This window comes from Allobosea sp. P1_A7 (assembly GCF_056406775.1).
On the sequence record NZ_JBFTZN010000060.1, the window covers coordinates 1 to 24,587 of the forward strand.

General features: G+C 65.3%; 23 protein-coding genes and 1 pseudogene. 11 read left to right on the forward strand and 13 right to left on the reverse strand.

Translation table 11 applies throughout. From position 1 onward, the window contains the following. From AC1D34_RS12865 to AC1D34_RS12895, 7 genes and pseudogenes are all read left to right on the forward strand, one after another. Positions 1-605 (forward strand): annotated as a pseudogene (locus tag AC1D34_RS12865) (UDP-N-acetylglucosamine 1-carboxyvinyltransferase); the annotation flags it as partial. Positions 606-636: 31 nt separating this feature from the next. Beyond that, on the forward strand, positions 637-1,083 hold the full coding sequence (locus tag AC1D34_RS12870; protein WP_069877660.1) for a DUF2948 family protein: 447 nt from the start codon (positions 637-639) through the stop codon (positions 1,081-1,083). Between the two features lie 27 nt (positions 1,084-1,110). Next, positions 1,111-2,403, forward strand: a complete 1,293-nt coding sequence (hisD, locus tag AC1D34_RS12875; RefSeq protein ID WP_441490135.1) for a histidinol dehydrogenase — start codon at positions 1,111-1,113, stop codon at positions 2,401-2,403. Positions 2,404-2,432: 29 nt separating this feature from the next. Continuing rightward, positions 2,433-2,906: a UPF0262 family protein gene (locus AC1D34_RS12880; RefSeq protein WP_441490134.1), complete on the forward strand. Its 474-nt coding sequence runs from the start codon at positions 2,433-2,435 to the stop codon at positions 2,904-2,906. 47 nt (positions 2,907-2,953) lie between these two features. Further along, positions 2,954-3,358 (forward strand): arsenate reductase/protein-tyrosine-phosphatase family protein, encoded by a 405-nt coding sequence (locus tag AC1D34_RS12885; protein ID WP_441490133.1) that lies wholly within the window; start codon positions 2,954-2,956, stop codon positions 3,356-3,358. Positions 3,359-3,424: 66 nt separating this feature from the next. Beyond that, positions 3,425-3,865 carry a hypothetical protein gene (locus tag AC1D34_RS12890; RefSeq protein WP_476824409.1) on the forward strand — a complete coding sequence of 147 codons (441 nt, stop codon included), beginning with the start codon at positions 3,425-3,427 and terminating at the stop codon, positions 3,863-3,865. After that, positions 3,862-5,319, forward strand: a complete 1,458-nt coding sequence (locus tag AC1D34_RS12895; RefSeq protein ID WP_441490131.1) for a methyl-accepting chemotaxis protein — start codon at positions 3,862-3,864, stop codon at positions 5,317-5,319. Before AC1D34_RS12890 ends, AC1D34_RS12895 begins: the two co-directional genes overlap by 4 nt. A gap of 15 nt (positions 5,320-5,334) precedes the next feature. On the opposite strand, the gene AC1D34_RS12900 is transcribed toward AC1D34_RS12895, so the two are convergent. The 7 genes from AC1D34_RS12900 to AC1D34_RS12930 form a co-directional block, all read right to left on the reverse strand. Next, positions 5,335-6,552 (reverse strand): phosphopentomutase, encoded by a 1,218-nt coding sequence (locus AC1D34_RS12900; protein WP_441490130.1) that lies wholly within the window; start codon positions 6,550-6,552, stop codon positions 5,335-5,337. Position 6,553: 1 nt separating this feature from the next. Further along, entirely contained in the window at positions 6,554-8,182 is a 1,629-nt protein-coding gene (locus AC1D34_RS12905) for an ABC transporter ATP-binding protein (RefSeq protein WP_476824410.1), read from the reverse strand. After that, complete coding sequence (locus tag AC1D34_RS12910) at positions 8,179-9,348, reverse strand: ABC transporter permease (protein WP_476824411.1); 1,170 nt, start codon at positions 9,346-9,348, stop codon at positions 8,179-8,181. The genes AC1D34_RS12905 and AC1D34_RS12910 overlap by 4 nt, the downstream gene beginning before the upstream one ends. Before the next feature lies 1 nt (position 9,349). After that, complete coding sequence (locus AC1D34_RS12915; RefSeq protein WP_441490127.1) at positions 9,350-10,441, reverse strand: microcin C ABC transporter permease YejB; 1,092 nt, start codon at positions 10,439-10,441, stop codon at positions 9,350-9,352. Between the two features lie 4 nt (positions 10,442-10,445). Next, on the reverse strand, positions 10,446-10,847 hold the full coding sequence (locus AC1D34_RS12920) for a DUF4260 domain-containing protein (RefSeq protein WP_476824412.1): 402 nt from the start codon (positions 10,845-10,847) through the stop codon (positions 10,446-10,448). Between the two features lie 2 nt (positions 10,848-10,849). Further along, the gene (locus tag AC1D34_RS12925) at positions 10,850-12,718 is read right to left on the reverse strand and encodes an extracellular solute-binding protein (RefSeq protein WP_476824413.1); all 1,869 of its coding nucleotides are present in this window, start codon (positions 12,716-12,718) and stop codon (positions 10,850-10,852) included. Between the two features lie 178 nt (positions 12,719-12,896). Then, positions 12,897-13,439, reverse strand: coding sequence for a c-type cytochrome (locus tag AC1D34_RS12930; protein ID WP_441490124.1), 543 nt, complete (start codon positions 13,437-13,439; stop codon positions 12,897-12,899). Positions 13,440-13,636: 197 nt separating this feature from the next. Here AC1D34_RS12930 and AC1D34_RS12935 point away from each other — a divergent pair, with 197 nt between their 5' ends. Both AC1D34_RS12935 and AC1D34_RS12940 read left to right on the forward strand, forming a co-directional pair. After that, a complete protein-coding gene (locus AC1D34_RS12935; protein ID WP_441490123.1) occupies positions 13,637-14,380 on the forward strand; it encodes a 3-deoxy-manno-octulosonate cytidylyltransferase in 744 nt (247 codons plus the stop codon). Positions 14,381-14,383: 3 nt separating this feature from the next. After that, positions 14,384-15,238 carry a prephenate dehydratase gene (locus AC1D34_RS12940; protein ID WP_441490122.1) on the forward strand — a complete coding sequence of 285 codons (855 nt, stop codon included), beginning with the start codon at positions 14,384-14,386 and terminating at the stop codon, positions 15,236-15,238. Between the two features lie 50 nt (positions 15,239-15,288). On the opposite strand, the gene nudC is transcribed toward AC1D34_RS12940, so the two are convergent. The 4 genes from nudC to AC1D34_RS12960 form a co-directional block, all read right to left on the reverse strand. Beyond that, positions 15,289-16,245: an NAD(+) diphosphatase gene (nudC, locus tag AC1D34_RS12945; protein WP_476824414.1), complete on the reverse strand. Its 957-nt coding sequence runs from the start codon at positions 16,243-16,245 to the stop codon at positions 15,289-15,291. A 190-nt stretch (positions 16,246-16,435) separates the two neighbouring features. After that, on the reverse strand, positions 16,436-17,323 hold the full coding sequence (gene mmsB / locus AC1D34_RS12950) for a 3-hydroxyisobutyrate dehydrogenase (protein WP_476824415.1): 888 nt from the start codon (positions 17,321-17,323) through the stop codon (positions 16,436-16,438). 59 nt (positions 17,324-17,382) lie between these two features. Continuing rightward, on the reverse strand, positions 17,383-18,531 hold the full coding sequence (locus AC1D34_RS12955) for an isobutyryl-CoA dehydrogenase (RefSeq protein ID WP_476824416.1): 1,149 nt from the start codon (positions 18,529-18,531) through the stop codon (positions 17,383-17,385). A gap of 26 nt (positions 18,532-18,557) precedes the next feature. Further along, entirely contained in the window at positions 18,558-20,054 is a 1,497-nt protein-coding gene (locus AC1D34_RS12960) for a CoA-acylating methylmalonate-semialdehyde dehydrogenase (protein ID WP_476824417.1), read from the reverse strand. Positions 20,055-20,178: 124 nt separating this feature from the next. Between AC1D34_RS12960 and AC1D34_RS12965 the strand changes: the two genes are divergently transcribed. After that, positions 20,179-21,105 (forward strand): LysR family transcriptional regulator, encoded by a 927-nt coding sequence (locus tag AC1D34_RS12965; RefSeq protein WP_441490118.1) that lies wholly within the window; start codon positions 20,179-20,181, stop codon positions 21,103-21,105. A gap of 3 nt (positions 21,106-21,108) precedes the next feature. On the opposite strand, the gene AC1D34_RS12970 is transcribed toward AC1D34_RS12965, so the two are convergent. Together AC1D34_RS12970 and AC1D34_RS12975 are read right to left on the reverse strand one after the other, a co-directional pair. Further along, positions 21,109-22,851: an ABC transporter permease gene (locus tag AC1D34_RS12970; protein ID WP_476824418.1), complete on the reverse strand. Its 1,743-nt coding sequence runs from the start codon at positions 22,849-22,851 to the stop codon at positions 21,109-21,111. A 23-nt stretch (positions 22,852-22,874) separates the two neighbouring features. After that, a complete protein-coding gene (locus AC1D34_RS12975; RefSeq protein WP_476824419.1) occupies positions 22,875-23,861 on the reverse strand; it encodes an ABC transporter substrate-binding protein in 987 nt (328 codons plus the stop codon). A 267-nt stretch (positions 23,862-24,128) separates the two neighbouring features. Between AC1D34_RS12975 and AC1D34_RS12980 the strand changes: the two genes are divergently transcribed. Beyond that, positions 24,129-24,587 (forward strand): extracellular solute-binding protein (locus AC1D34_RS12980; protein WP_476824420.1); only part of this gene is annotated, 459 nt, incomplete at its 3' end.

The window sequence follows — 24,587 nt, forward strand, 5'->3', positions numbered from 1 at the left end:
TCTCACGGCTCGGGGGCGCGCACCATGCTGTCCTGCCGGACCGGATCGAGACCGGCACCTATGCGATGGCTGTCGCGATGACCGGAGGCGACGTGCTGCTTGAAGGAGCGCGGGCCGATCTGCTGCAATCGGCGCTCGATATYTTGGTCAAGGCTGGCGTCGATATCAGCGAGACCAATGAAGGCATCCGCGTGCGCCGCAACGGCGGGGCACTGGAGGCCGTCGATGTCGACACCGACCCGTTCCCGGGCTTCCCGACCGATCTGCAGGCGCAGTTCATGGCGCTGATGACGCGGGCCAAGGGCACCTCGCGCATTCGCGAGACGATCTTCGAGAACCGCTTCATGCACGTCCAGGAACTCGTCCGCCTCGGCGCGAAGATCCGGCTGGATGGTGACGTCGCCTATGTCGAGGGTGTCGGCAAGCTCACCGGTGCGCCGGTCATGGCAACCGATCTGCGTGCATCGGTCTCGCTCGTCATTGGTGGCCTCGCGGCCGAGGGCGACACGATGATCAACCGGGTCTACCATCTCGATCGCGGTTTCGAGGCGCTGGAAGCCAAGCTGACGCGCTGTGGCGCAGAGGTCGAGCGGATCAGCGGTTGACGCCGAACCGTCCGCTCGCCAGAACAGGTCGATGTCGGACGATACCGCAGACCCACTGAAGCTGATCGCGCTCGACGCGGAGGATCTCGCGATCATCTCCGCACATTTGCAGGATGCTGTCCTGCGCGTCGGCGATGTCGCCTATCTGCCAGCGCAGAAGCGCTTCGCGCTGGCCGCGCGACGCTTCGACTGGGAAGGCGTGCCGCATGGCCAGAAGCGCAGGCGCCTTGCCGCCTTGCATTTCGAACGAGTCGTTCACGCCAAGAGCACGAAGGTTGACCCGACGGCGACAGGAGCCGTTCTCAATCTCCTCGCCATCACCTTCACCGAGTCCGAGGCGCCGGCGGGAGAGGTCACGCTGCATTTTTCGGATGGTGCCGCTATCCGCCTGGGCGTCGAGTGCATCGAGGCCCAGATGAAGGACCTGGGCCCGGTCTGGGAGGCAGTCGCCAAGCCCGATCACCCGAACGGCGCCTGACCTCTTCTTTCAGCTTCAGGATTTGCGATGCCGATCAGGCTCGATCAACGAGACGCAGGCTTCGAGCAGGCCTTTGCCGCGCTGCTGACGACCAAGCGCGAAGTGTCCGAGGACGTCGACCGCGTTGCCGCCGACATCATTGCCGATGTTCGCGCCAAGGGGGATGAGGCCGTCATCGCCTGCACCTCCCGTTTCGATAAGCTCGATCTGACTCCTTTGACCCTGCGGGTCAGTGAAGCCGAGATCGATGCGGCCGTCGCGGCCTGCTCCGCCGAACTGCTGGCCGCGCTGGAGACGGCACGTGCGCGCATCGAGGCCTATCACCTCCGCCTGAAGCCGCAGGATTCCTGGACGCGCGATGCGCTCGGTGTCGAGAGCGGGTGGCGCTGGAGCGCGATCGAGACGGTCGGGCTCTACGTTCCCGGCGGTACCGCGAGCTATCCCTCGTCCGTGCTGATGAACGCGGTGCCGGCCAGGGTTGCCGGCGTCGAGCGCATCGTCATGGTGGCGCCGACCCCGCGCGGGGAGACGAACCCGCTGGTCCTGGCGGCAGCGCGCCTCGCCGGCGTCCACGAGGTCTACCGGATTGGCGGTGCCCAGGCGGTAGCGGCATTGGCCTATGGAACGCAGTCGATCGCGCCGGTGGCCAAGATCGTCGGACCGGGCAACGCCTATGTGGCAGCCGCCAAGCGCCGCGTCTTCGGACAGGTCGGTATCGACATGATCGCCGGCCCCTCCGAGGTTCTGGTGATCGCGGATTCAAGTGCAAATCCGGATTGGGTCGCGGCCGATCTGCTGGCGCAGGCGGAGCATGACGAATCCGCCCAGTCGATCCTGCTCACCAATGATGCAGCGCTCGCAGCCGAGGTCGAGAAGGCGGTGATCGCCCAGCTGGCAGTGCTCCCGCGCGCTGCGATCGCCGGCAAGAGCTGGCAGGATTTCGGCGCCATCCTGCTGGTCGAAGACCTGGAGCGCGCACTCCCGCTGGTCGACCGGCTGGCGCCCGAGCATCTCGAGATCGTCACCGCAGATCCCGACGGCCTGGCAAAGAAGGTTCGCAATGCCGGCGCGATCTTCCTGGGCGGACATACACCGGAGGCGATCGGCGACTATGTCGGCGGTCCCAACCATGTTCTGCCGACCGCCCGCTCCGCCCGTTTCTCCTCGGGGCTCGGTGTCGCCGATTTCATGAAGCGAACCTCGTTGCTGAAGTGCGGCATCGATGGGCTTCGCGCCTTGGCGCCGGCCGCGACGCAACTGGCCGAGGCCGAGGGCTTGCAGGCGCATGGCCGATCCGTGACGATCAGGCTCAATCTCTGAGTCCCGCGCGCCCTGTGTCCGGAGGCTGCATGTCGGAAAGGCAATGCCTGGTCGGTGTGACTTTTGACGAAGCCTCGCTGGGGCGTGGCAGTCCGGATCAGGAACACGAGCGCGCGGTTGCGGTCTATGACCTCGTCGAGCGCAACCATTTCGCGTTGCCCGGGCATGAAGGCGGCCCCTATCTCGCCCATCTCGCGCTGGTCGAGCGACGCCTCGTATTCGAGATCAAGGGGGCCGACGGAGCGCCGGTTGTCACGCATCATCTCTCGCTGACGCCGCTGCGGCGTATCATCAAGGACTATGGGCTGGTCTGCGAGAGCTATTACGCCGCCATCCGGGCGTCGACGCCTGCGCAGATCGAGGCGATCGACATGGGCCGGCGCGGGCTGCATGACGAGGCGGCCCACATGCTGGTCGAGCGCCTGGCGAGCAAGGTCGAGATCGACCACGACACGGCGCGTCGCCTGTTCACCTTGATCTATGCCTTGCATTGGAAGGGCTAGGCTCGGTGGAGGGAGCGCCGCCGCGCAAGATCCACAGCGTGCTCTTCATGTGCGCGTATAACGCGGTGCGCTCCCCGATGGCGGAAGCCATGGCGAAGCACTTCTTCGGCAAATCGATCTATGTCCAGTCGGCCGGAGCGAGGAAGGGCGACGTCGATAAGTTCGCGCTGGCCGTGCTCGACGAGATCGGCATCGACGCTCATCGCCACAGGCCAAAATCGATTGAGGATCTCGAGGAGTGGGAAGGGTTGAACTTCGACCTCATCATCTCCCTCTCACCGGAGGCGCATCACAAGGCCCTTGAGCTGACAAGAACGCTCGCCGCCGATGTCGAGTACTGGCCGACGCCGGATCCGACCATCGTCCAGGGCTCGCGTGAGCAGGTGCTCGACGCCTATCGCGACGTACGGGACGGCTTGATGCGGCGGATCAAGCAGCGCCTGCGGGCCTGACGCTGCGCCTGGACACGCACGGCCCCACCTGCACCACGCGTACTTTTAAGTGAAACTTTACGAGTGGTGAGCGACTTCGTCCGGCCCGATATGGCCTGCCGGATAGCGCGGAGAAACCGAGTTCCCATGACGTCCGGATTCCTGAACGAGATTCCGGCCGATCAGGGCCGGGGCGTGTTGTTGCGGGATGCGCTCATCATTGTCATTGCGCTCGTGGCGGTCAGCCTGGCGGCAGCGCTCAGCCTGCCCCGGGGCTCGGATGACGCCGCCCCATCGCGCGCAATTGTCTTTTCGCCATGGACCTCTGAGCGCGACGCGCTAGCGATGACGATGGCGGCCGGGCATCGCGTTCTGCGCAGCGGGATCGCTCACTTCATCGTCATTACGGCGCCTTCCGTGGWCCCGGGCGTCAAACAGGCGAAACCGAAGGGGGCCTTGCTGATGCTGGCGCTTTCGGGGCTGGCTGGGTGCCTTGACGCCCGTTCGTCGGCGGATGCTTCGTCATGATCTGGACCCTGACCGGAGTTCGCGTCGTCGTGGCCCGCTTCCTGCTCGGGCTCGCCTTCCTTCATGTTCCGCTATTGGCGCTGAGCGTCTGGTTCCACGGTGGCGAGGTGCTGCTTGCTGCCTCCTTCGCCTTCGTGCTCGCCGCTGGTGCCCTGCTGCTCTATGCCCGCTTCGGCGTGGCGATCGTCTCACAGCTGGTGATAGCGATAGTGCTGATCGGCCAGGTTTCGATGCTGGTCTACAGCTTCGCCGGCCATCCCTGGCAGCCTGACACGCACATGTATTATTTCGCGGTCCTCGCGCTGTTGGCGGGGTTTTGCGACTGGCGCCCGATCGTGATGGGGGCTGGCCTGACCGCGCTTCACCATCTGGCGCTGCAGTACCTGCTTCCGTCAGCCGTGTTCTACCAGGGCGGCAATATCTGGCGCGTGCTCCTGCATGCCGTGATCGTGGTGATCGAGACCACGTTCCTGGCGGCGCTTGCCATGATCCTTGGGCGGATGTTCGCCATGAACCGCGACAGCCTGCGTCATGCCAATGCGATCGCCGAGCGCGAACGCGCGGCCGGAGAGCGGGAGAGGCACCTCGCCGACGAGCTCGGCCGCCGCAGCGAGACTCTGCGCGAAACCGTTCTGAATTTCCGCCAGCAGATGGAGCAGGCCATGGCGGTTCTCGACCGTTCGGCCGAGGCCATGCAGGGCGAGTCGCGGGCCTTGACCGGCACCTCCGATCAGGCGCGTCACCAGATGGGGCATGTCTCGGAGGCTGCCGAGGCGACGACGCGCAGCATCGACCAGCTTGCGGTTGCCAGCGGGCAACTCGCAGCTTCGATCGGCGAGATCGGCCAGAATGTGTCGCACTCGGCCGACGGCTCCAAGAGCGCAGCCGAGCTTGCCCGGCGCGCCAGCGCGGAAATCGAGGATCTCGCCCGCAGCAGCGAGAATGTCGGTGCGGTCGTCGAGATCATCCGCGGCATCGCAGCGCAAACCAGCATGCTGGCTCTCAACGCCACCATCGAGGCGGCCCGGGCCGGTGAGATGGGACGAGGCTTCGCCGTCGTCGCAAGCGAGGTGAAGACGCTCTCTGCCCAGACCGCCCGTGCAACGGACGAGGTTTCCGGTCAGATCAGCGCGATGCAGGTCGCGTCACAGCGCTCGTTGAAGGCGATCCGCGATATCGTGACGGCGATGTCCGAGGTCGAGCGTGTGGCGGAGGCGATCGCCGTCTCCGTCCACGAGCAGGACCGGGCGACCATGGAAATCGCCCGGCAGGTCCAGCTTTCCTTCGAGGGGGCGAGGCGCAGTGCCGGTGCGGTCGGCAATTTCGAGACGATGACCGTTCGCACCCATGATGCCGCCGCGCAGTTGCAGGACGCTGCCGATGCGCTGGCGAAGCAGGCCCACAGCATCCGTCAGGAGGTCGCGGCGTTCTGCGGCCGGGTCGCGGCAGCCTGATCGGACGAGGCCCTATTACCAGGCCCGGCCGGGTCCGATCTTGCCGATATCGAGCCGCTGACCGAGTGTCGCGGCCACATCCGAAAAGCTCCGGCGCCCCCCGATCGCCTGTGCCGCGACACCTGGCCCGAAGGCGAGGATCGGCACATGCTCGCGCGTATGGTCCGTGCCCTTCCAGGTCGGGTCGTTGCCATGATCGGCCGTGATGATGGCAAGATCGTCCGGGCCGAGCTTCGCCTCCAGCCGCGGCAGCATCGCATCGAAGGCTTCCAATGCGGCCGCATAGCCCGGCACGTCGCGGCGATGGCCGTATTCGGTATCGAAATCGACAAGATTGACGAAGCAGAAGCCGCCATCCGGCAACCGGTCGAGCGCGGCGAGGGCGGCCTCGAACATGGCCGCATTGCCGAACGGCTTGATCTCCTCTCCGGTGGCGCGATGGGCAAAGATGTCGCCGATCTTGCCAATGGTGATGACGCTGCGGCCCAGCGTCGCGAGCCGGTCGAGGATTGTGTCGTTGGGCGGCGGAATGGCGAAGTCTTTCCGGTTCGCCGTCCGGGTGAAGCCGGTTGTCGCGGTGCCGACGAAGGGGCGCGCGATGACGCGCCCGATCCTGAGCGGATCGACCAGGACGCGTACCGTGCGGCAGAGCTCGTAGAGCCGCTCCAACCCGAAATGCTCCTCATGTGCCGCGATTTGCAGCACGGAGTCGACCGAGGTGTAGCAGATCGGCTTGCCCGTCCGGATATGCTCCTCGGCGAGCTCGTCGATGATGACGGTTCCCGAAGCGTGCTTGTTGCCGAGAATGCCCGGCAGCCTGCCGTCGCGAATGATCGCCGCGACCAGATCCGGCGGGAAGGAGTTTTCCAGCTCTGTGAAATAGCCCCATTTGAACGGAACGGGGCAGCCAGCGATCTCCCAATGACCGGAGGGAGTGTCCTTGCCCTGGCTGGTCTCGATGCCATAGCCGTACTGYCCCTGTGGCGCGATCGGCTTGCTGACGCCCGCGAGCGGCCTTCCGGTGGAAGCCTCGCAGGCGTGGGCCAGGCCCAGCCGGGCGAGGTTCGGCACCTGCAATGCGCCGTGCCGCAGACCTTCGCGGTCGCCCTTGCCTGCCGCGCAGCTCTCCGCGATATGGCCCAGCGTGTCGGCGCCGGCATCGCCATAGAGATGCGCGTCCTCCGCGCCGCCGCAGCCGACGGAGTCAAGCACGATAAGGATGGCGCGGGTCATCTCAATCCTTCACCGCAGCGCTGCCGACGGGCTCGAGGTTGAGCGCGGCGGCGAGCAGGGCCTGGGTATAGGCCTCGCGCGGATGCGCAAAAATCTCCTCGGCTGGTCCTTCCTCGACGACCTTGCCGTTCTGCATCACCACAACCCGGTGCGACAACGCCCGCACCACTTTGAGGTCATGGCTGATGAAGAGATAGCCGAGCTTGCGGCGGCTCTGCAGCTCCCGCAGGAGCTCGACGATGTGCGCCTGCACCGACATGTCGAGCGCCGAGGTCGGCTCATCCAGCACCACGAATTTCGGGTCGAGGGCCATGGCGCGCGCGATTGCGATACGCTGGCGCTGTCCGCCTGAGAATTCATGCGGGTAGCGATCCATCGCTGCCGGGTCGAGGCCGACATCGCTGAGCGCCCTGGCGACGATCTCGCGGCGAGCTTCATAGCTCAGCCCCTTGTCCTGGACGGTCAGCCCTTCCTCGACGATGCCGGCGACCGAGAGGCGCGGAGACAGCGAGCCATAGGGATCCTGGAAGACGACCTGGAGATCCTTGCGCTTCGGGCGGACGGCGGCGCTGGTCAACCCGTCGATGCGATCGCCGAGGAAGACGACAGGCCCCTCCGAGGAGATCAGCCGCAGGATGGCGAGGCCGAGCGTCGTCTTGCCTGAGCCGGACTCGCCGACGACGCCGAGCGTCTCGCCTTCCCGCACCTTGATCGAGATGCCATCGACGGCCTTCACATGGCCGGTGGTCCGGCGCAGGAAGCCGGATTTGATCGGAAACCAGATCTTCATCGGCCCGGCCTCGAGCAGCGTCGCGGCGCCCTCGGCGACCGGGGCGGGGCGACCCTTGGGCTCGGCTGCGAGCAGGCGCTGGGTATAGCTGTGCTGCGGCTTGTCGAAGATCTCGGCGACAGGCCCCTGCTCGACGATCCGGCCCTTGAGCATCACGCAGACCCGGTCGGCGATGCGCCGCACGATGCCCAGATCATGGGTGATGAACAGGATCGCCATCCCGAGGCGGTTCTGCAGATCCTTCAGCAAGGACAGGATCTGCGCCTGCACGGTGACGTCGAGCGCAGTCGTCGGCTCATCGGCAATCAGCAGGTCCGGCTCGTTGGCGAGCGCCATGGCGATCATTACGCGCTGGCGCTGACCGCCGGAAAGCTGATGAGGATAGGCGTCGAGCCGGCTCTCGGCATCGCGGATTCCGACCAGGGCCAGCAGCTCCAACGTGCGGGCGCGAGCCGCCGCGCCGCGCAAGCCCTTGTGCAGCTCGAGGATCTCGCCGATCTGCCGCGCAATGGTGTGCAGCGGGTTCAGCGAGGTCATCGGCTCCTGGAACACCATGGTGATGTCGTTGCCGCGCACCTTGCGCATCGCGTTCTCATCGGCCGCGATCAGGTCCTGTCCGTTGAATAGCACCTTGCCGGACGGGTGATGCGCGGCCGGATAGTTCAGCAGCTTCAGAATCGAGAGCGCGGAGACGGATTTGCCCGAGCCGGATTCACCGACGATCGCCAGGGTCTCGCCCTTGGCGACATGAAAGGAAATGCGGTCGACGGCGAGCGTCTCCCTGCCGCCCTGGCGGAAGGCGACGGAAAGATCCTCGACAGAGAGAAGGGGAGCGCTCACGCGAAGGTCTTCCTTGGATCGAAGGCGTCGCGCACCGCCTCGCCGATGAAGATCAGCAGCGACAGCATCAGGGCGATCACGAAAAAGCCGGACAGCCCGAGCCAGGGCGCCTGCAGATTGGCCTTGCCTTGCGCCWGCAGCTCACCGAGCGAGGGCGAGCCGGGCGGCAGGCCGAAACCGAGGAAGTCGAGCGAGGTGAGCGTCGTGATCGAGCCGTTCATGATGAAGGGCAGGAAGGTCAGCGTCGCGACCATGGCGTTCGGCAGCAGATGCTTGACCATGATCTTGGCGTCGGACAGGCCGAGCGCACGCGCTGCGCGGACATACTCGAAATTGCGGGCCCGCAGGAATTCGGCCCGGACCACGCCGACCAGCGCGACCCAGGAGAACAGCAGCAGGATGCCGAGCAGCACGAAGAAGCCGGGCGTGATCACGGCCGCTACGATGATCAGCAGATAGAGCGCGGGGATCGAGGTCCAGATCTCGATGAAGCGCTGGAAGATCAGGTCGGTCCAACCGCCGAAATAGCCCTGCACGGCGCCAGCCGCGATGCCGATCACCGAAGAGATCGTGGAAAGGATCAGGCCGAACAGGATCGAGATGCGGAACCCGTAGATCAGGCGCGCCACGACGTCGCGGCCCTGGTCGTCCGTGCCGAGCCAGTTCCATTCGAGCTCGCGGCAGGACATGCCGCCGGTTCGCTCGGCGATCGGCCGGCACTGCTCGTCCTTCAGCATCCAGGTCGGTGGCGCAGGAGCGGGAACCGGCAGGTCGAGATTATGCGTGCGGTAGGAGTAGCGGATCGGCGGCCAGATGGCATAGCCATTGGCATCGATCTCCTTGGCGATGACCGGATYGCGATAGTCGGTGGTGGCGAGGAAGCCGCCGAATTTCTCCTCGGGATAGTTCACCACGATCGGGAACAGGAACTCGCCCTTGTAGCGCACGACGAGCGGTCGATCATTGGCGATGAACTCCGCGAAGAGCGAGAGCACGAACAGTGCCAGGAAGATCCAGAGCGACCACCAGCCCCGCCGGTTCGCCTTGAAATTGTTGAGCCGGCGCCGGTTGATCGGTGAGAGCTTGAGCCAGCCCTGGCCCGCCTCGGGTGGTGCAAGCGCCGCACTGCGAGTGCTCGGCGGCAGGTCGATCAGCGTCTCGCTCACCTCAGGCCTCCCGCGTTTCGAAATCGATCCGGGGGTCGACCCATGTGTAGGTCAGGTCCGTGATGAGATGCACGACAAGGCCGATCAGCGAGAAGATGTAGAGATTGGCGAAGACGACCGGATAGTCGCGGTTGACGATGGCCTCGAAGGAGAGGAGCCCGAGGCCGTCGAGCGAGAAAATCGTCTCGATCAGCAGCGATCCGGCGAAGAGCGCATGCACGAATGCGCCGGGAAAGCCGGCGATCACGATCAGCATGGCGTTGCGGAAGACGTGGCCGTAGAGCACGCCGCGTTCGCTGAGCCCCTTCATCCGCGCCGTCAGGACATATTGCTTGCGGATCTCGTCGAGGAAGGAATTCTTGGTCAGCAGCGTCGAGGTCGCGAAGGCGCCCAGCGCCATCGCCGTGACCGGCAGGGCAATGTGCCAGAGATAGTCGGTGGCCTTGCCGATCAAGCTGAGTTCTTGCCAATTCTCGGAATGGAGCCCGCGCAGCGGAAAGATCTGCCAGAACGAGCCGCCGGCGAAGAGCACGATCAGGAGGATCGCGAACAGGAAGCCCGGAATGGCGTAGCCGACAATGACCACGGCGCTGGTCCAGGTGTCGAAGCGCGAACCGTCCTTCACCGCCTTGCGGATGCCAAGCGGGATCGAGATCGCATAGGAGAGCAGTGTCATCCACAGTCCGAGCGAGATCGAGACCGGCAGTTTCTCCTTGATCAGCTGCAGTACCGGTGCGTCGCGGAAATAGGACCGGCCGAAATCGAAGCGGATATAGTCCCAGAGCATCTTGCCGAAGCGCTCATGTGCCGGCTTGTCGAAGCCGAATTGCTTCTCCAGCTCCTTGATGAAGGCCGGATCGAGCCCCTGCGCGCCACGATAGGATGAGCTTGCATCGCCGTGCTGTGCTCCGGCATCGCCGCCGGCACTGCCGCCGACACGGTCGGAGGCGTTGCCGCCCTGGCCCTGCAACTGTGCGATCACGCGCTCCACCGGCCCGCCCGGCGCGAACTGCACGAGGACGAAGGAGATCAGCAGGATGCCGAACAATGTCGGCACCATCAGCGCGAGGCGGCGGGCGATATAGGAGAGCATCCGTTCACCCGGCCTTTCGGGAAGGACCAAGCACACCGAGATGGGTGTCGGCAAAGAGCGAGGGGTATTTCAGGCCATAGCCCAGCGCCCGGTCGAACTCGATATGCCCGGCCCAGATCAGCGCAATCGCAAGGGCCGTCGGCAGGGCCAGCGAAAGGCTCGCGATTGCCAGCAAGGCCGGACCGATCAGCGAGTGAGCGGCGTTGTAGATCGTGGCACCCAGCCTCGGGTTGGCGAGATAGCCGAGCATGCCGAGATCCGGGGCCAGGATCAGTGCAGCAAAGAGCCACCACGATGCGCCGGTGCCGGCAAAGAGCCAGATGCACAGCACGCCGAGCACAAGTCCTTCGAGGCGCAGGAGAACCCTGGGAGTTCCGCTGACCTGGCCTCGGGCTTCCGCTACCATCCTCACGCCTTCCCGATCCGCTTGGCTTTCTCGGCGTCGAACCACCAGATGGCGGGAGCGCCGGACGTGTATTTCGGCTTGGATGCGGGCCGGTCGAACATGTCCCAGTAAGCCAGCCATTCATTCGGGTTCCACCACATCGGCACCCAATAGCGGCCGGCGCGCAGCAGCCGGTCCAGCGCCTTGGCCGCCACAACGACGTCCTTGTAGCTATCGGCCTGGCCGATCCGATCGATCATCGCGTCGATGGCTGGATCGCTGATGCCGGCGACGTTGCGCGAGCCGCGCGTCTTCGCGGCTTCGGAACCATAGACGATGCGCAGGGAATCGCTGGGAATCGCGCTGCCCGTCAACGCGCGGCTGACCACGTCGAAATCGAATTCATCGAGTCTTCGCTGGTACTGCGCGGCATCGACGATGCGCGAGGTCGCGTTGATGCCCAGGCGCTTGAGATTGGCCTGGAACGGCTGGGTATGTGGCTGGAGCGAGGCCTGGAAATCGAGGAACTCGATCTCGAACGGCCTGCCATCGGGCAGCTTCAGCACATTGCCGTCCCGCTTGCAGCCGGCTGCGCGGAACATATCGTCCGCCTTGCGCAGCAGGGCGCGGTCGCTTCCAGAGCCGTCGCTGACCGGCGGGAGATAGACCTCGCCGAAGACTTCGTCCGGCACCTTGCCACGGAAGGGTTCGAGCAGAGCGAGCTCTTCGGGCGAGGGTGTGCCCACAGCCTTGGAATCCGAGTTCTCGAAGAACGAGGTCATGCGGGCAAAGGAGCCGAACATGATGTTCTTGTTGGTCCACTCGAAATCGAAGCAGAGCCCGATCGCCTCGCGGATGCGCGGGTCCTTGAAGGCATCGCGGCGCAGGTTGAAATACCAGCCCTGCGAGCCGGTCGGCTCGGTATTGGGCAGGGATTCCTTCTTGACCTTGCCGTCCTTGATCGCCGGGAAGTCATAGCCGGTCGCCCAGATCCGGGAGGTGAATTCCTCCTGGAAGGTAACGATGCCGCTCTTGAAGGCCTCGAAGGCGACCTGCCGGTCGCGGAAATACTCCCAGCGCGTGCGGTCGAAATTATTGACGCCGACATTCACAGGCAGGTCCTTGCCCCAGTAGTCGGGAACCCGCTCGAATTCGATGAAGCGGCCTTGCTCGAACCGCCCCACCTTGTAGGGGCCGGACCCAAGCGGTGGTTCCAGCGTCGAGGCGTCGAAGTTCCGCGTCGACCAGAATTTCGCGGAGAAGACCGGCAGGCCTGCGACGACGAGGTGCAGGTCGCGACCGCGCTTCGGCGAAAGCGTGACGACGACGATGTCGTCGCCTTCCGCGACCGGCGAGACCAGCTCGTTCAGCATCAGGCGATAAGACGGGTGTCCCTTGCTCTTCAGGATATTCATGGAGAAGGCGACATCGGAAGCRGTCACCCGGCTTCCGTCATGGAAACGCGCCTCGGGCCTGAGCCGAAAACGGTAGGTCAGCCTGTCCCCGGAGATTGCGACGCTCTTCGCCAGCAAGCCGTAGAGCGCGCCTGGCTCGTCGCCGGAGCCGGACATCAGGCTGTCGAAGCACGCATCCATGCCAGCGGCGCCATCGCCCTGCAGCACGAAGGTATTCAGCGTGTTGAAGGTGTCGAAGTTCTGGTTGCCGCCGGCCCGCTTGATCTGCAACGTGATCGTGCCGCCCTTCGGGGCCTTCGGGTTCACATAGGCGAAATGCGGAAAATCGGCGGGGAGCGCCAGTTCGCCGAAAGTCGAGAGGCCATGAACCTCCCCGGTCTCGGCCAGGGCCCGGCCGGGCAGGGCAGGCAGGCCCGCACTTGCCAGCRCTGCTCCACCGGCTTCGAGCAGCCTGCGGCGTGTGATGCGCATCGCCATGGTGCCTCGTCCTCCTGCAACTGATTCGCTGGCCGATTATGTCGACCCGTGAGGTCGATACCAGCGCGGAGAGGAGATTCCTCGCCATGGTGAGGGCAAGAGCATGGCGGGAGCAAGCAAAAGCCGGGCTCAAGGGCCCGGCTTGCAATCATTCAGGCGCGCCGAATCGACGCAAGACTCATTTCGGAAGCGGCTTCGGCGCATCCGCGAGCGTGTTGAGATAGGCGATCACGTCGGCACGGGTATCGGGCTTGGTCAGGCCGGCGAAAGCCATCGTCGTTCCCGGCATATAGGCCTTCGGACCCTTCAGGAAGCCGTCGAGCTGCTCGGCTTCCCACTTCTCGGAGGAATGGCCTTTCATCGCAGCCGAATAGCCGAAGCCGTCGATCGAACCCTTGCTACGACCATAGACATCAAAAAGATGCGGGCCGACCTTGTTGGCGCCGCCCTTCTCGAAGGTGTGGCAGGCCTTGCAGGCGCCGACAGCCTTTTCGCCACGGGCCGGATCGGCCTTGGCGAGACGTTCCACGATCGGCGCGTCCGCAACTGGAGCCGCAGCGGTTGCACCGCCGGCGGCAGCTGGCTCCGGACTCGGCAGATCGAAGCCGGGCACGGCCGGCTTGTGCGGCGCGAAGACAATGCCGGCGGCCATGTTCAGGGCCATCACCACGAGCAGCGTGGACAGTCCCGCGCCGGCAATCTTGTTCAGCTCGATATTCATCGCATCGAAACCCTTGGGCCTCGCCACAGGACAGGCAAGGCATAGCAGCGCTCCGGCCGGAGCCTGGGAGCGCCGACACACGGCCGTTGCTTAACCGCTTTGCGCGCTTCATTGCAACTCGTATAAGCACGCACCTCTTTGAGACCTTTTGACGCCTCCCGTCGCGGCCTCGCGACCTTCCCCCAGAGCTGTTGCCGATGTCGGACCCGCTGATCCTGATTCCCGCCCGCATGCAGGCGACCCGCCTGCCCGACAAGCCTCTGGCAGACATCCTGGGCGAACCGATGATCGTGCACGTCTGGCGCCGAGCGATGGAATCGGGCGTCGGTGCCGTGGTCGTCGCCACTGACGAGCCGCGCATCGTCGCGGCGGTCGAGAAGGCCGGGGGGAGGGCGGTGATGACCAGCATCCACCACCAGACCGGCTCGGATCGAATCAAGGAAGCGGCGGATATCGTCGACCCGCAGGGGCGCCACGACATCATCGTCAACGTCCAGGGAGATTTTCCCACGCTCGAGCCGAGCGCGATCGCTGCCGCGGTGAAGCCGCTTGCGGACGCGGCCGTCGACATCGCGACCCTGGCCGGGGTCATTACCGACGAGGACGAGAAGACCGCACCGAGCGTCGTCAAGCTGATCGGCAGCGAGATCAGTCCTGGCCGGATGCGCGCACTCTACTTTACCCGTGCCACCGCGCCGAGCGGCGAGGGGCCGCTCTATCACCATGTCGGCCTCTATGCGTATCGCCGCCGTGCGCTCGACCGCTTCGTCAGCTTGCCGCAATCGCCGCTCGAACTCCGCGAGAAGCTCGAGCAGCTGCGTGCACTGGAAGACGGCATGCGCATCGACGTGATGGTCATCGATCACGTCCCGCGCGGCGTCGACACTCCTCCTGACCTGGATCGCGCCCGCGCGCTCCTGAAATCCCGCCTCGGAGCCTGAATCATGTCTGTCGTCGTGTCCTACCAGGGCGAGCCCGGAGCCTTCTCCTCTCAGGCCGCCCTGCAGGTCTTTCCGGATTGCGAATTGCTGCCCTGCGCAACTTTCGAGGATGCCCTGTCCGCGGTCAGCGACGGAACGGCCCGCTATGGCATGATCCCGATCGACAATTCGATCGCCGGTCGCGTCGCCGATATCCACCATCTTCTGCCGCGTTCCGGCCTGCACATCATCGGCGAGCATTTCCTGCCGATCCGCTTTCACCTGATGGCGGTGCAGGGAGCGACGCTCGCCACCCTGAAGACCGTGCAGAGCCATATCCATGCGCTCGGCCAGTGCCGCAAGATCATCAAGAAGCTCGGCCTCAAGGCCGAGGTCGCCGCTGACACCGCCGGCTCGGCCCGGCAGGTCGCGGAAGCCGGCGATGTCACCCGCGCAGCGATCGCGCCGCATATTGCGGCCGAGGTCTACGGGCTGAACATCCTGATGGAGGACATCGAGGACGAGAAGCACAACACCACGCGCTTCGTCGTGCTTTCGAAGTACCCGGAATTCGCCCGCCAGGGCGCGAAGAAGACCGTGACGACGCTGATGTTCCGCGTGCGCAACATCCCGGCGGCGCTGTACAAGGCGCTGGGCGGCTTTGCCACCAACGGCATCAACATGACCAAGCTCGAGAGCTACATGGTCGACGGCCATTTCTCAGCGACGATGTTCTATTGCGATGTCGAAGGGCATCCTGATGACGCGGACCTGAAGCGGGCCCTGACGGAGCTCGAGTATTTCTCCAAGGAGATGAAGATCCTCGGCGTCTACCCGGCGCACGCATTCCGCGCGAGCCTCGCCGAGCCGGGAGAATAGGCCGATCGCAGCCGACCGGAAACCGCGTCGGCTGCAGACGCCCTCGCGTACTAGGGCGTGACGCCGTCCTCGGCCCACGCCTTCAGGATCGTGTTCGCGATTGCCATATGGGGCGGGCAGGACAGGCCGTCCGGATGCCTGCCATCCAGCATCTGCAGCGCTTCCTCCCGCGAGAACCAGCGCCCTGCTTCGAGTTCGTTTCCGTCCAGCGTGATGTCGTCGTTCAGCGCTTCGCTGATGCAGCCGATCATCAGGGAGGACGGGAAGGGCCAGGGCTGCGAGGCGACATAGCGCACGGCGCCGGTGCGCAGCCCTGCTTCCTCGAGGGTTTCGCGGCGCACCGCATCCTCAAAGGTCTCGCCGGGCTCGAGAAAGCCGGCAATGCAGGAATACATGCCCGGGGCGAACCGGGCCTGACGGGCCAGGAAGCACTGGTCGCCACGCACCGCGAGCATGATCACGACCGGATCGGTGCGCGGGAAGTGCAGCGCGCCACATTGCGAGCATTCGCGCCGCCAGCCGCCGCTCACTGTCGGCGAGAGCCCGCCGCAGCGGGCGCAGAAGCGATGCCGCGCATGCCAGTCGAGCAGGGCCTTGGCCTCGCCCAGCGGCCCGACCTCTTCGACTGGGACGAGCCGCTTCAGGGCGATCGAGCGCAGGTCGCTGACCACGAGGTCGTCGCGCTCGCGCAGCGGCTCGGCGAGCTCCCGGTCGACCAGTCGGCCGAAGCAGGCGGTCCCTTGCAGGTCGAGCCCGAGGAAGACTTCCTCATGCGCCTTGCCGATAGCGTCGGCCTCGCTCTCGGCGAACCAGATCGTCAATGTCTCGGCGTCGATCCGCTTCAGGATCGGCGTCTCGCCGGAGACGATCGCATGGCGCGTACCGGGCGAAGCCCGAAAGCCCTCGACCGCGTCGGGACGGTCACGCAGGTCGCCGCGGCGGTCGAGCGGGTTCGTGGCAAAGCCGGTCAGGGCCGAGCGTTCGCGTCGAAAGGAGACATCGTTCATGCGCACACCCGTCTGGCAGGCGGCTTAAGAACAGCCGCCGTATAGGCGGATGTGCTAGCGGCAAAGTGCCGCCTGCGCCAGAGGTGGAAGGCGCGAGGCGGGTCTGCTCCCGGCGGGTTGGTCGTGCCTTAAAGCATCGGCCCGAAAAGCGGATTGCGGCTTTCGGGAAAGCCGATGCAACATCGGCGATCTAGCGCTCGCCGCGTCCGCGCAGCAGATGGATGATCGCGGAGAAATCGGAGCCGCCTTCACCCCAGGCATTGTGCAGGCCGAAAAGCTGGGCTGCGGCTGCGCCGAGAGGCGTCGCAGCGCCGGCTGCCTGGGCGGCCTCCTGCGCGAGCTTCAGGTCCTTCAGCATCAGTGCGGAAGCGAAGCCCGGCTTGTAGTCGTTATTGGCCGGGGATGTCGGCACCGGGCCGGGAACGGGGCAGTAGGTGGTCAGCGACCAGCACTGGCCCGATGAGGTCGATGCGACGTCGAACAGGGCCTGGTGCGACAAGCCGAGCTTCTCGGCCAGCACGAAGGCMTCGGAGACGCCGATCATCGAGATGCCCAGGATCATGTTGTTGCAGATCTTCGCCGCCTGGCCGTTGCCGGAGGGTCCGCAATGGACGACGCGCCGGCCCATGGCGGAGAGGATCGGGTCTCCCTTCTCGAAAGCCTCCTTCGAACCGCCGACCATGAAGGTCAGCGTCGCGCCCTTTGCGCCGCCGACACCGCCGGAAACCGGCGCATCGAGCGAGAGGCAGCCGCGTTCGGTGGCCAGCGCATGCGCCTTGCGGGCACTTTCGACATCGATCGTCGAGGAATCGATGATCAGCGCGCCAGCCTTCACCACGGGCAGGATATCGGCCCAGACCGCGAGCACATGCTTGCCCGCCGGCAGCATGGTGACGACGACCTCGGCATTGGCGACCGCCTCCCTGGCCGAGCCCGCGATATGCACGCCGAGTTCTGCCGCAGCGTCCTGCGAGGCCTGCACTAGGTCGAAGGCGCTGACCTGATGTCCGGCCTTGACGAGATTGGCGGCCATCGGGCCGCCCATATTGCCGAGCCCGATGWAGGCGATGCTGGTCATGGTCTAACCTCGTCGTTTGAGAAGCTTTTCCGTGGGGCAGGGATATCCCGGCTCTGAGGCTAGTTCCCCTTTGCCCGCCCTACCAGCGAGCGCGCCACGATCATGCGCATGACCTCGTTCGTGCCTTCCAGGATCTGATGTACGCGCAGGTCCCGCACGATCTTCTCGATGCCGTAATCGGCGAGATAGCCGTAGCCGCCATGAATCTGCAGCGCCTCGTTCGCGACCGCGAAGCCGGTATCCGTGGCAACCCGCTTGGCCATGGCGCAGAGCTTGGTCGCGTCGGGTGCCTTCTCGTCGAGTGCCGAGGCTGCCCGCCACAGGAACGTCCGCGCCGCCTCGAGTTCGGTCGCCATGTCGGCAAGCTTGAACTGGAGTGCCTGGAAATCGGCGATGCGTGCGCCAAAGGCCTTGCGCTCCTGGGCGTAGGCCAGCGCCTTGTCGAGCGCGCCTTGTGCTCCACCGAGCGAGCAGGCTCCGATATTGAGCCGGCCGCCATCGAGCCCTGCCATCGCGATCTTGAAGCCGATACCCTCGGGCCCGAGGCGGTTCGCCACGGGGACGCGGCAATTCTCGAAGATCACGGCGCGCGTCGGCTGCGCATTCCAGCCCATCTTCTTCTCGTTGGCCCCGAAGGAGAGGCCGGGCGTGCCGTTCTCGACGACGAGCGTCGAGATGCCTGAGGGGCCGGCCTCGCCGGTGCGCACCATCACGACATAGATGTCGGAGACGCCGGCGCCGGAGATGAATTGCTTYTGGCCGTCGAGCACGTAATCATCGCCGTCGCGGACCGCCCTGGTCTTCAGCGCGGYGGCGTCCGACCCTGCGCCGGGCTCCGTCAGGCAGTAACTCGCCAGATGCTCCATCGAACAGAGCTTCGGCAGCCAGGCATGGCGTTGATCTTCCGAGCCGTAGCGGTCGATCATCCAGGCGCACATGTTGTGGATCGAGATATAGGCTGCGACCGTCGGGCAGCCCGTCGCCAGCGCCTCGAAGATCAGCGTCGCGTCGAGCCGTGACAGCCCGGAGCCGCCGACATCCTCGCCGATATAGATGCCGCCCATGCCGAGCGCGGCGGCCTGGCGCATCTCCTCGACCGGAAAGTGCTTCTCCTCATCCCAGCGTAGGGCATGAGGGGCGAGGGTCTCTGAAGCGAAACCCTGCGCCATGTCGCGGATCGCGATCTGGTCTTCGGTGAGGGAGAACATGTCGCGATCCTTGGCGTCCGGGGCCTTCAGCCCATCGTCGGGATGACGAAGCTTGCTCCATCCTTGACGCCAGACGGCCAACGCGAGGTCACCGTCTTGGTCTTGGTGTAGAAGCGGATCGAGTCCGGGCCGTGCTGGTTGAGATCGCCGAAGGACGAACGCTTCCAGCCACCGAAGGTGTAATAGGCCAGCGGCACCGGGATCGGCACGTTGACGCCGACCATGCCGACCTGGACGCGCGAGGCGAAGTCGCGCGCCGCATCGCCGTCGCGGGTGTAGATCGCGACGCCGTTGCCGTATTCGTGGTCGTTGGCGAGCTTGAGGCCTTCCTCATAGTCCTTGGCACGCACGATCGAGAGCACGGGGCCGAAGATCTCTTCCTTGTAGATGCGCATGTCGGGCGTCACATGGTCGAACAGGCAGCCGCCCATGTAGAAGCCGTTCTCGTAGCCCTGCATCTTGAAGCCGCGGCCATCGACGACGAGCTTGGCGCCCTCGTTGATGCCGGTCTCGACATAGCCCTTGATCTTGTCGAGCGCCTGCCTGGTGACGACCGGGCCGTAATCGGCGGAAGAGTCGGTGGAGGGACCGATTTTCAGGCTCTCGACGCGAGGGATGAGACGCTTCACCAGTTCATCGGCGGTGGCCTTGCCGACCGGAACCGCGACCGAGATCGCCATGCAGCGCTCGCCGGCCGAGCCGTAGCCGGCGCCGATCAGCGCGTCGACGGCCTGGTCCATGTCGGCATCCGGCATGATGATCATGTGGTTCTTGGCGCCGCCGAAGCACTGCACGCGCTTCCCGTTGGCGCAGCCACGGGCATAGATGTACTCGGCGATCGGGGTCGAGCCGACGAAGCCGACGGCCTTGATGTCGTGATCGTCGAGGATGGCGTCGACCGCTTCCTTGTCGCCATTGACGACATTGAGGATGCCGGGAGGGCCGCCGGCTTCGATGAACAGCTCGGCCAGACGCATCGGCACGCCGGGATCGCGCTCGGACGGCTTCAGGATGAAGGCATTGCCGCAGGCGATGGCGGGGCCGAGCTTCCAGAGCGGGATCATTGCGGGGAAATTGAAGGGCGTGATGCCGGCGCAGACGCCGAGCGGCTGGCGCATCGAATAGATGTCGATACCTGGGCCGGCGCCGTCGGTGAATTCACCCTTCATCAGGTTCGGGATGCCGAGCGAGAACTCGACGACCTCGACGCCGCGCTGAATGTCGCCCTTGGCGTCGGCGATGGTCTTGCCGTGCTCGCGGGCGAGCAGCTCGGCCAGCTCGTCATTGTTCTGCGCGATGAGGTCGAGGAACTTCATCAGCACGCGGGCGCGGCGCTGCGGGTTTACCGCCGCCCATTTCGGCTGTGCCGCCAGTGCGTTTTCGACAGCGGCGCGCATCTCGGCGGGGGACGCGAGCGCGACCTTGCCGATCACGGTTCCGTCCATCGGCTGGTAGATGTCGGCCGTGCGGCCCGAGGTTCCGGCGACGTGCTTGCCACCAATGAAATGACCGACCTGACGCATCGCGCCCTCCCTACGAATGGTGTGGTGTCTTGATTGGCCTCACCCCTACCATTCTCGTTTGTGCACGGCTATAGCAACTATCAAGCGGTCGTCGTGCGCAAAAGCAAATATCAGGGAGAGCGTCTTGGAGAGGTTCGACTGGGATGATCTGCGCTTCTTTCTCGCTGTTGCCCGCTCCGGCCGGCTGACGGCTGCAGCCCGGCGTTTGGGCGCCGATCATGCCACGGTCTCACGTCGTGTCACCTCTCTGGAGGAATCGCTCAAGGCCAAGCTCTTCGAGCGCCGGCCGCAGGGCTACACCCTCACAGCCCATGGCGAGCGATTGCTGGCCAAGGCCGAGAGCATGGAGACCGAGGCGCTCGCGATCCAGAGCGATATCGGCGGCGCCGACATGGCGCTGGCCGGCACTGTGCGGATCGGCGCGCCGGACGGTTTCGGGACCTGTTTCCTGGCGCCACGCCTGGCCGGCCTCGCCAAGGCCTATCCCGGGCTCGAGCTGCAGCTCATCGCCATGCCGAGGCTGCTGTCGCTGTCCAAGCGGGAGGCCGATGTCGCGATCACGCTGGCGCCGCCCAAGGAGGGTAAGGTCGTCGCGCGCAAGCTCTGCGATTACAGGCTCGGCCTCTATGCGACGCGCGAGTATCTCGACAGCATGCCGGTGGTGGCGAAGCCCGACGACCTCTTCGAACATCGGATCGTCGGCTATATCGACGACCTGATCTTCACGCCGGAGCTCGACTATCTCGACGAGGTTGCCAAGGGCCTACGGGCGCAGGTGCAGAGCTCGAATGTGCTGGCCCAGATGAATGCGGTGGTTGCCGGCGCCGGCATCGGCGTCATCCATCATTTCATGGCGGCGACAGAGCCGCGCCTGGTGCCCGTCCTGCCGCATAAGGTGTCGATCACGCGCTCGTTCTGGTTGCTGGTCCATGCCGATCTCAAGGATGTCGCCCGCGTGCGCGCTATCGTCGATTTCATTGTTCGCGAGGCGAAGGCGGCGCGCTCGCTGATGATGGGCGAGCCCAGGATCGAGACGCAGGCGGCGGAGTGACGCTCAGATCCGCCAGGGCAGGACATTTTCCGGCAGGCGCTTGGCGCAAAGGTCGAGCAGCAGCATCACGCCAAGTATCACCGCCGAGGCGCTGATGGCGACCGCTGCCGCCTCGCCGGCGAGCCCGGCTTCCTTCAGGCTGAACAGCACGACGCCCAGCGTCTCGGTTCCCGAGGACCAGAGCAGCGCCGAGACGGTGAGCTCGTTGAAGGCCACGAGGAACACCATCAATGCGCTGACCGTAGCAGCCGGGGCGAGGATCGGCGCCACGATGAAACGCAGCATCTGCCAGAGCGTGACACCGTCGAGTTTCGCCGCCTCTTCGTGATGCGCCTCGATCTGCGCCATCGCCGCGATCGGGGCCTTCAGCGCCAGCGGCAGGAAGCGCGCCAGATAGGCGAAGAGGATGATGAACGGCGTCGCATAGATGCTGACGCCGATCAGCGGCAGCGGCTTCAGGAACATCAGGATGCAGGCGATGGCGAGCACCACGCCGGGCAAGGCGTAGGGCAGTTCGATGACGAGTTCGACGACACGCCTCGCCTTGCCCATTCGCCGCTCCAGCGCGTAGGCGAAGGCGATCGAGGCCAGCGCAAGGATCACCGCCGCGGTGCCGGCGAACAGGAAGGAATTGCGGAAGGCGCGCGCTGTCACGTCCTGGCGCAGCAGCACCTCGGTGAACTTGTCGAAGGTCAGGCTCTGCCAGGAGAGCGCGACGCCGAGCGCTGGCGTCAGTGCCTCGCTGAGCAAGGCGAGGAAGGGCAGGCCGAGCTTAAGGGCGATCAGGAGCCAGAGACCGGCCGTAACGAAGGGACGGGCGCTGCCGAGAGACCAGAAGGGCTGCAAGGGGCGCTCGATTTCGACCTTGCCGCCGCGGCGCGTCGCAAGGATGCTTGCGAGAATGCCGAGGCCGGCGACCAGCGCGACGAGCAACGACAGCGCCGCGGCATCCGGCAGCCCCGCCGGTCCAAAGCTCGAAAGCCGCCGGTAGATCAGGGTTGGCAGGGTGAGATAGTTCACCGGCAGTCCGAGCAGTGCAGGAATGCCGAAATTGCCGATGCCGGCGACGAAGGCGATCAACCCGGCTGCGACGATCTGCGGGCGCAGCACCGGCAGCAGGATGCGGGTGATTATCGTCGGTGGCGCCGCACCTTCGAGCTGCGCCGCCTCGACCAGGGAATGCGGGATGCTGCGCAGCCCGCTCCAGAGCGTGATCGCGACCAGCGGCGCATGATGCAGCGCCATGACCAGGATGATCCCGCCGCGGCCCAGCAGGGGATTGGGGGTTCCCGGCGCCGGTGTCAGGCCGAGCGCGCCAAGAATGGGAGAGTGGGGGGCGGTCAGGCTGAGGAAGGCGAGCGCCGCCACCTGCGGCGCGATCATCATCGAGAAGACGAAGGCGAAGGCCAGCGGACGCTTGCCGCGTATATCGGTCACCGCGAGCAGGATCGCGACGGCGCCGCCAATCGCGAAGGCGCCGAGCGCAGAGAGACCGGCGGTCTCGATGCTGTGCAAGGTCGCGGTGAGAGCGGCCCGGCTGCCGATTTCGGCGAGGGCTGCACCCGGCATGAACCGGCCGCCGGGCGCGAAAGCGGCGAGCAGGAGGCGCAGGAAGGGAAGGCCACCGAAGACCAGGACGCAAAGCGCCACCAGCACGGGCAGCCCGAGCCCTGAAGGCAGGTGCAACCCCGGCAGGAACCGAGGTTGCCCGATATGCGGCCGGTCGGAGCGGGCGACGAGGGTCATGCTGCGTCCGGCCTGGCTTGGGCTTACTCGAAGATCGCGCTGAAGCGCTTGCGCGCCGCGGTCTCGTCGGCCAGCGCCTTGGCCGCATCGAACGGCATCAGCTTGATGGCGGCGCGCTCGGGATAGCCCGCGGGCAGCGCAACGTCGGGGTGTGCCGCGACATAGCCCTGCTTCAGGGCAAGTTCCTGGCCATCCCTGGAGATCAGGAAATCGACGAACGCCTTGGCGGCCTCCGGATTCCTGGTGCTCTTGAGGATCGCGACCGGTTCGCTGACGGCGGAGACGCCCTCGCTCGGGAACACGAACTCGACCGGCGCGCCCTTGGCCTTCTCGCGGATCGGCATGAAGTCGACGATCATGCCGTAGAGCTTCTCGCCGGTCGCGACCTGCCTCAGGATGTCGCCATTGCCACCTGCTGCCAGCGCACCGTTGTTCCTGAGGGTTTCATAATAGCCCCAGCCACCGGGCAGGTTGCCCGCGAGCGTCATGGTGTGGATCAAAGCTGCGCCGGAGTTCAGGGGGCTCGGCATGGCCAGCAGGTTCTTGACCTCCGGCTTGCCGAGGTCGAGCCAGCTGGTCGGCTTCAGTCCCGCCTTGGTGTTGTAGACGATGCCGGTGGTGATCAGCTTGGTCGCGAACCACATCTTCTGGGGGTCGTGAATGCCGGCGGGATAGGCCGATGTCGCGGCGGCCTCATGCGCCAGCAGCCGGTTCTCCTGCTTCAGCCCMTCCATCGTCACCGAATCGGCGATCAGAAGAACATCGGCCTGGGGCGCGCCGGCCTCGATCTCGGCCCTGAGCTTGGCCATGATGCGCGGTGTGCCGTCGCGCACGAAACTGATCTCGACCTTGGGGTATTTCGCCTTGAAGGCATCGATGGTCTGCTGGGCGTCGGTATTGGGTTGGCTGGTGTAAAGAACCAGCTTGCCCTCGGCCGCCTGGACAGCGAGAGGGGCCAGGCAAAGGGCAAGGCCCGTCGCAGCCAGAGCGATCATCGCCTTCGAATGCATTGTCTTTCTCTCCTGTCCGTCGGCCGGCCGGCCTCCGGCACTCGCGGTAGACCGCGTATATGACACATCCGTGACCTGTCATCACCGGGGCCGCTTGCGGCAGTGCAACTGCTCCACAAGGTGGTGATGCGCCACCGGGCCAACGGCCCGGTCTGCCCGAATTTCCCGCATCTGCCCGGCTTGTTTGTCGAACGGGTTTTCGACTAGTCTCCTCGGTGAAGGCGTACCAAAACGTCAGATTTAAACGTTTGAAATGGGAGGTTCTCAATGAAATCCATGCGTTATCTCGTGACCGGTGCAGCCTTCGCGGCGATCGCCGCCGGCTGGTCCGGCGCCGCCGTTGCGCAGGAGACGGTGACGGTCTGGTTCACCAAGGGATTCTACAAGGGCGAGGACGATGCCCTGCTCGCGGTGGTCGACAAGTTCCAGAAAGCGACGGGGGTCAAGGTCGATCTCTCGCTCTATGCGACTGAGGATTGCGTGACCAAGTCGGTCGGCGCCGTCGAGGCCGGAACGCCTCCCGATGTCGGCTTCTGCACCACCTATGATTTCCGCACGACCGGGAAATGGGCCTTCGACGGCAAGCTCGAGGACGTCACCGACGTGATCGAGCCGATGAAGGCAGAGTTCCAGCCGCAGGCGCTGGCGACGACCTTCCTGATGAACAACAAGGCCGGCAAGAAATCCTACTACGCCTTCCCCGTCGAACAGCAGATGATGCACATC

What these genes read in the sequence shown, in the direction of transcription:
- AC1D34_RS12960 (WP_476824417.1), bottom strand. Translation starts at nt 20,054, where the DNA reads ATGCGTCAGGTCGGTCATTTCATTGGTGGCAAGCACGTCGCCGGAACC.
- AC1D34_RS12920 (WP_476824412.1), bottom strand. Translation starts at nt 10,847, where the DNA reads ATGGTAGCGGAAGCCCGAGGCCAGGTCAGCGGAACTCCCAGGGTTCTC.
- AC1D34_RS12930 (WP_441490124.1), bottom strand. Translation starts at nt 13,439, where the DNA reads ATGAATATCGAGCTGAACAAGATTGCCGGCGCGGGACTGTCCACGCTG.
- hisD (WP_441490135.1), top strand. Translation starts at nt 1,111, where the DNA reads ATGCCGATCAGGCTCGATCAACGAGACGCAGGCTTCGAGCAGGCCTTT.
- AC1D34_RS12870 (WP_069877660.1), top strand. Translation starts at nt 637, where the DNA reads ATGTCGGACGATACCGCAGACCCACTGAAGCTGATCGCGCTCGACGCG.
- AC1D34_RS12885 (WP_441490133.1), top strand. Translation starts at nt 2,954, where the DNA reads ATGTGCGCGTATAACGCGGTGCGCTCCCCGATGGCGGAAGCCATGGCG.
- AC1D34_RS12895 (WP_441490131.1), top strand. Translation starts at nt 3,862, where the DNA reads ATGATCTGGACCCTGACCGGAGTTCGCGTCGTCGTGGCCCGCTTCCTG.
- nudC (WP_476824414.1), bottom strand. Translation starts at nt 16,245, where the DNA reads ATGAACGATGTCTCCTTTCGACGCGAACGCTCGGCCCTGACCGGCTTT.
- AC1D34_RS12935 (WP_441490123.1), top strand. Translation starts at nt 13,637, where the DNA reads ATGTCGGACCCGCTGATCCTGATTCCCGCCCGCATGCAGGCGACCCGC.
- AC1D34_RS12880 (WP_441490134.1), top strand. Translation starts at nt 2,433, where the DNA reads ATGTCGGAAAGGCAATGCCTGGTCGGTGTGACTTTTGACGAAGCCTCG.
- AC1D34_RS12970 (WP_476824418.1), bottom strand. Translation starts at nt 22,851, where the DNA reads ATGACCCTCGTCGCCCGCTCCGACCGGCCGCATATCGGGCAACCTCGG.
- AC1D34_RS12915 (WP_441490127.1), bottom strand. Translation starts at nt 10,441, where the DNA reads ATGCTCTCCTATATCGCCCGCCGCCTCGCGCTGATGGTGCCGACATTG.
- AC1D34_RS12940 (WP_441490122.1), top strand. Translation starts at nt 14,384, where the DNA reads ATGTCTGTCGTCGTGTCCTACCAGGGCGAGCCCGGAGCCTTCTCCTCT.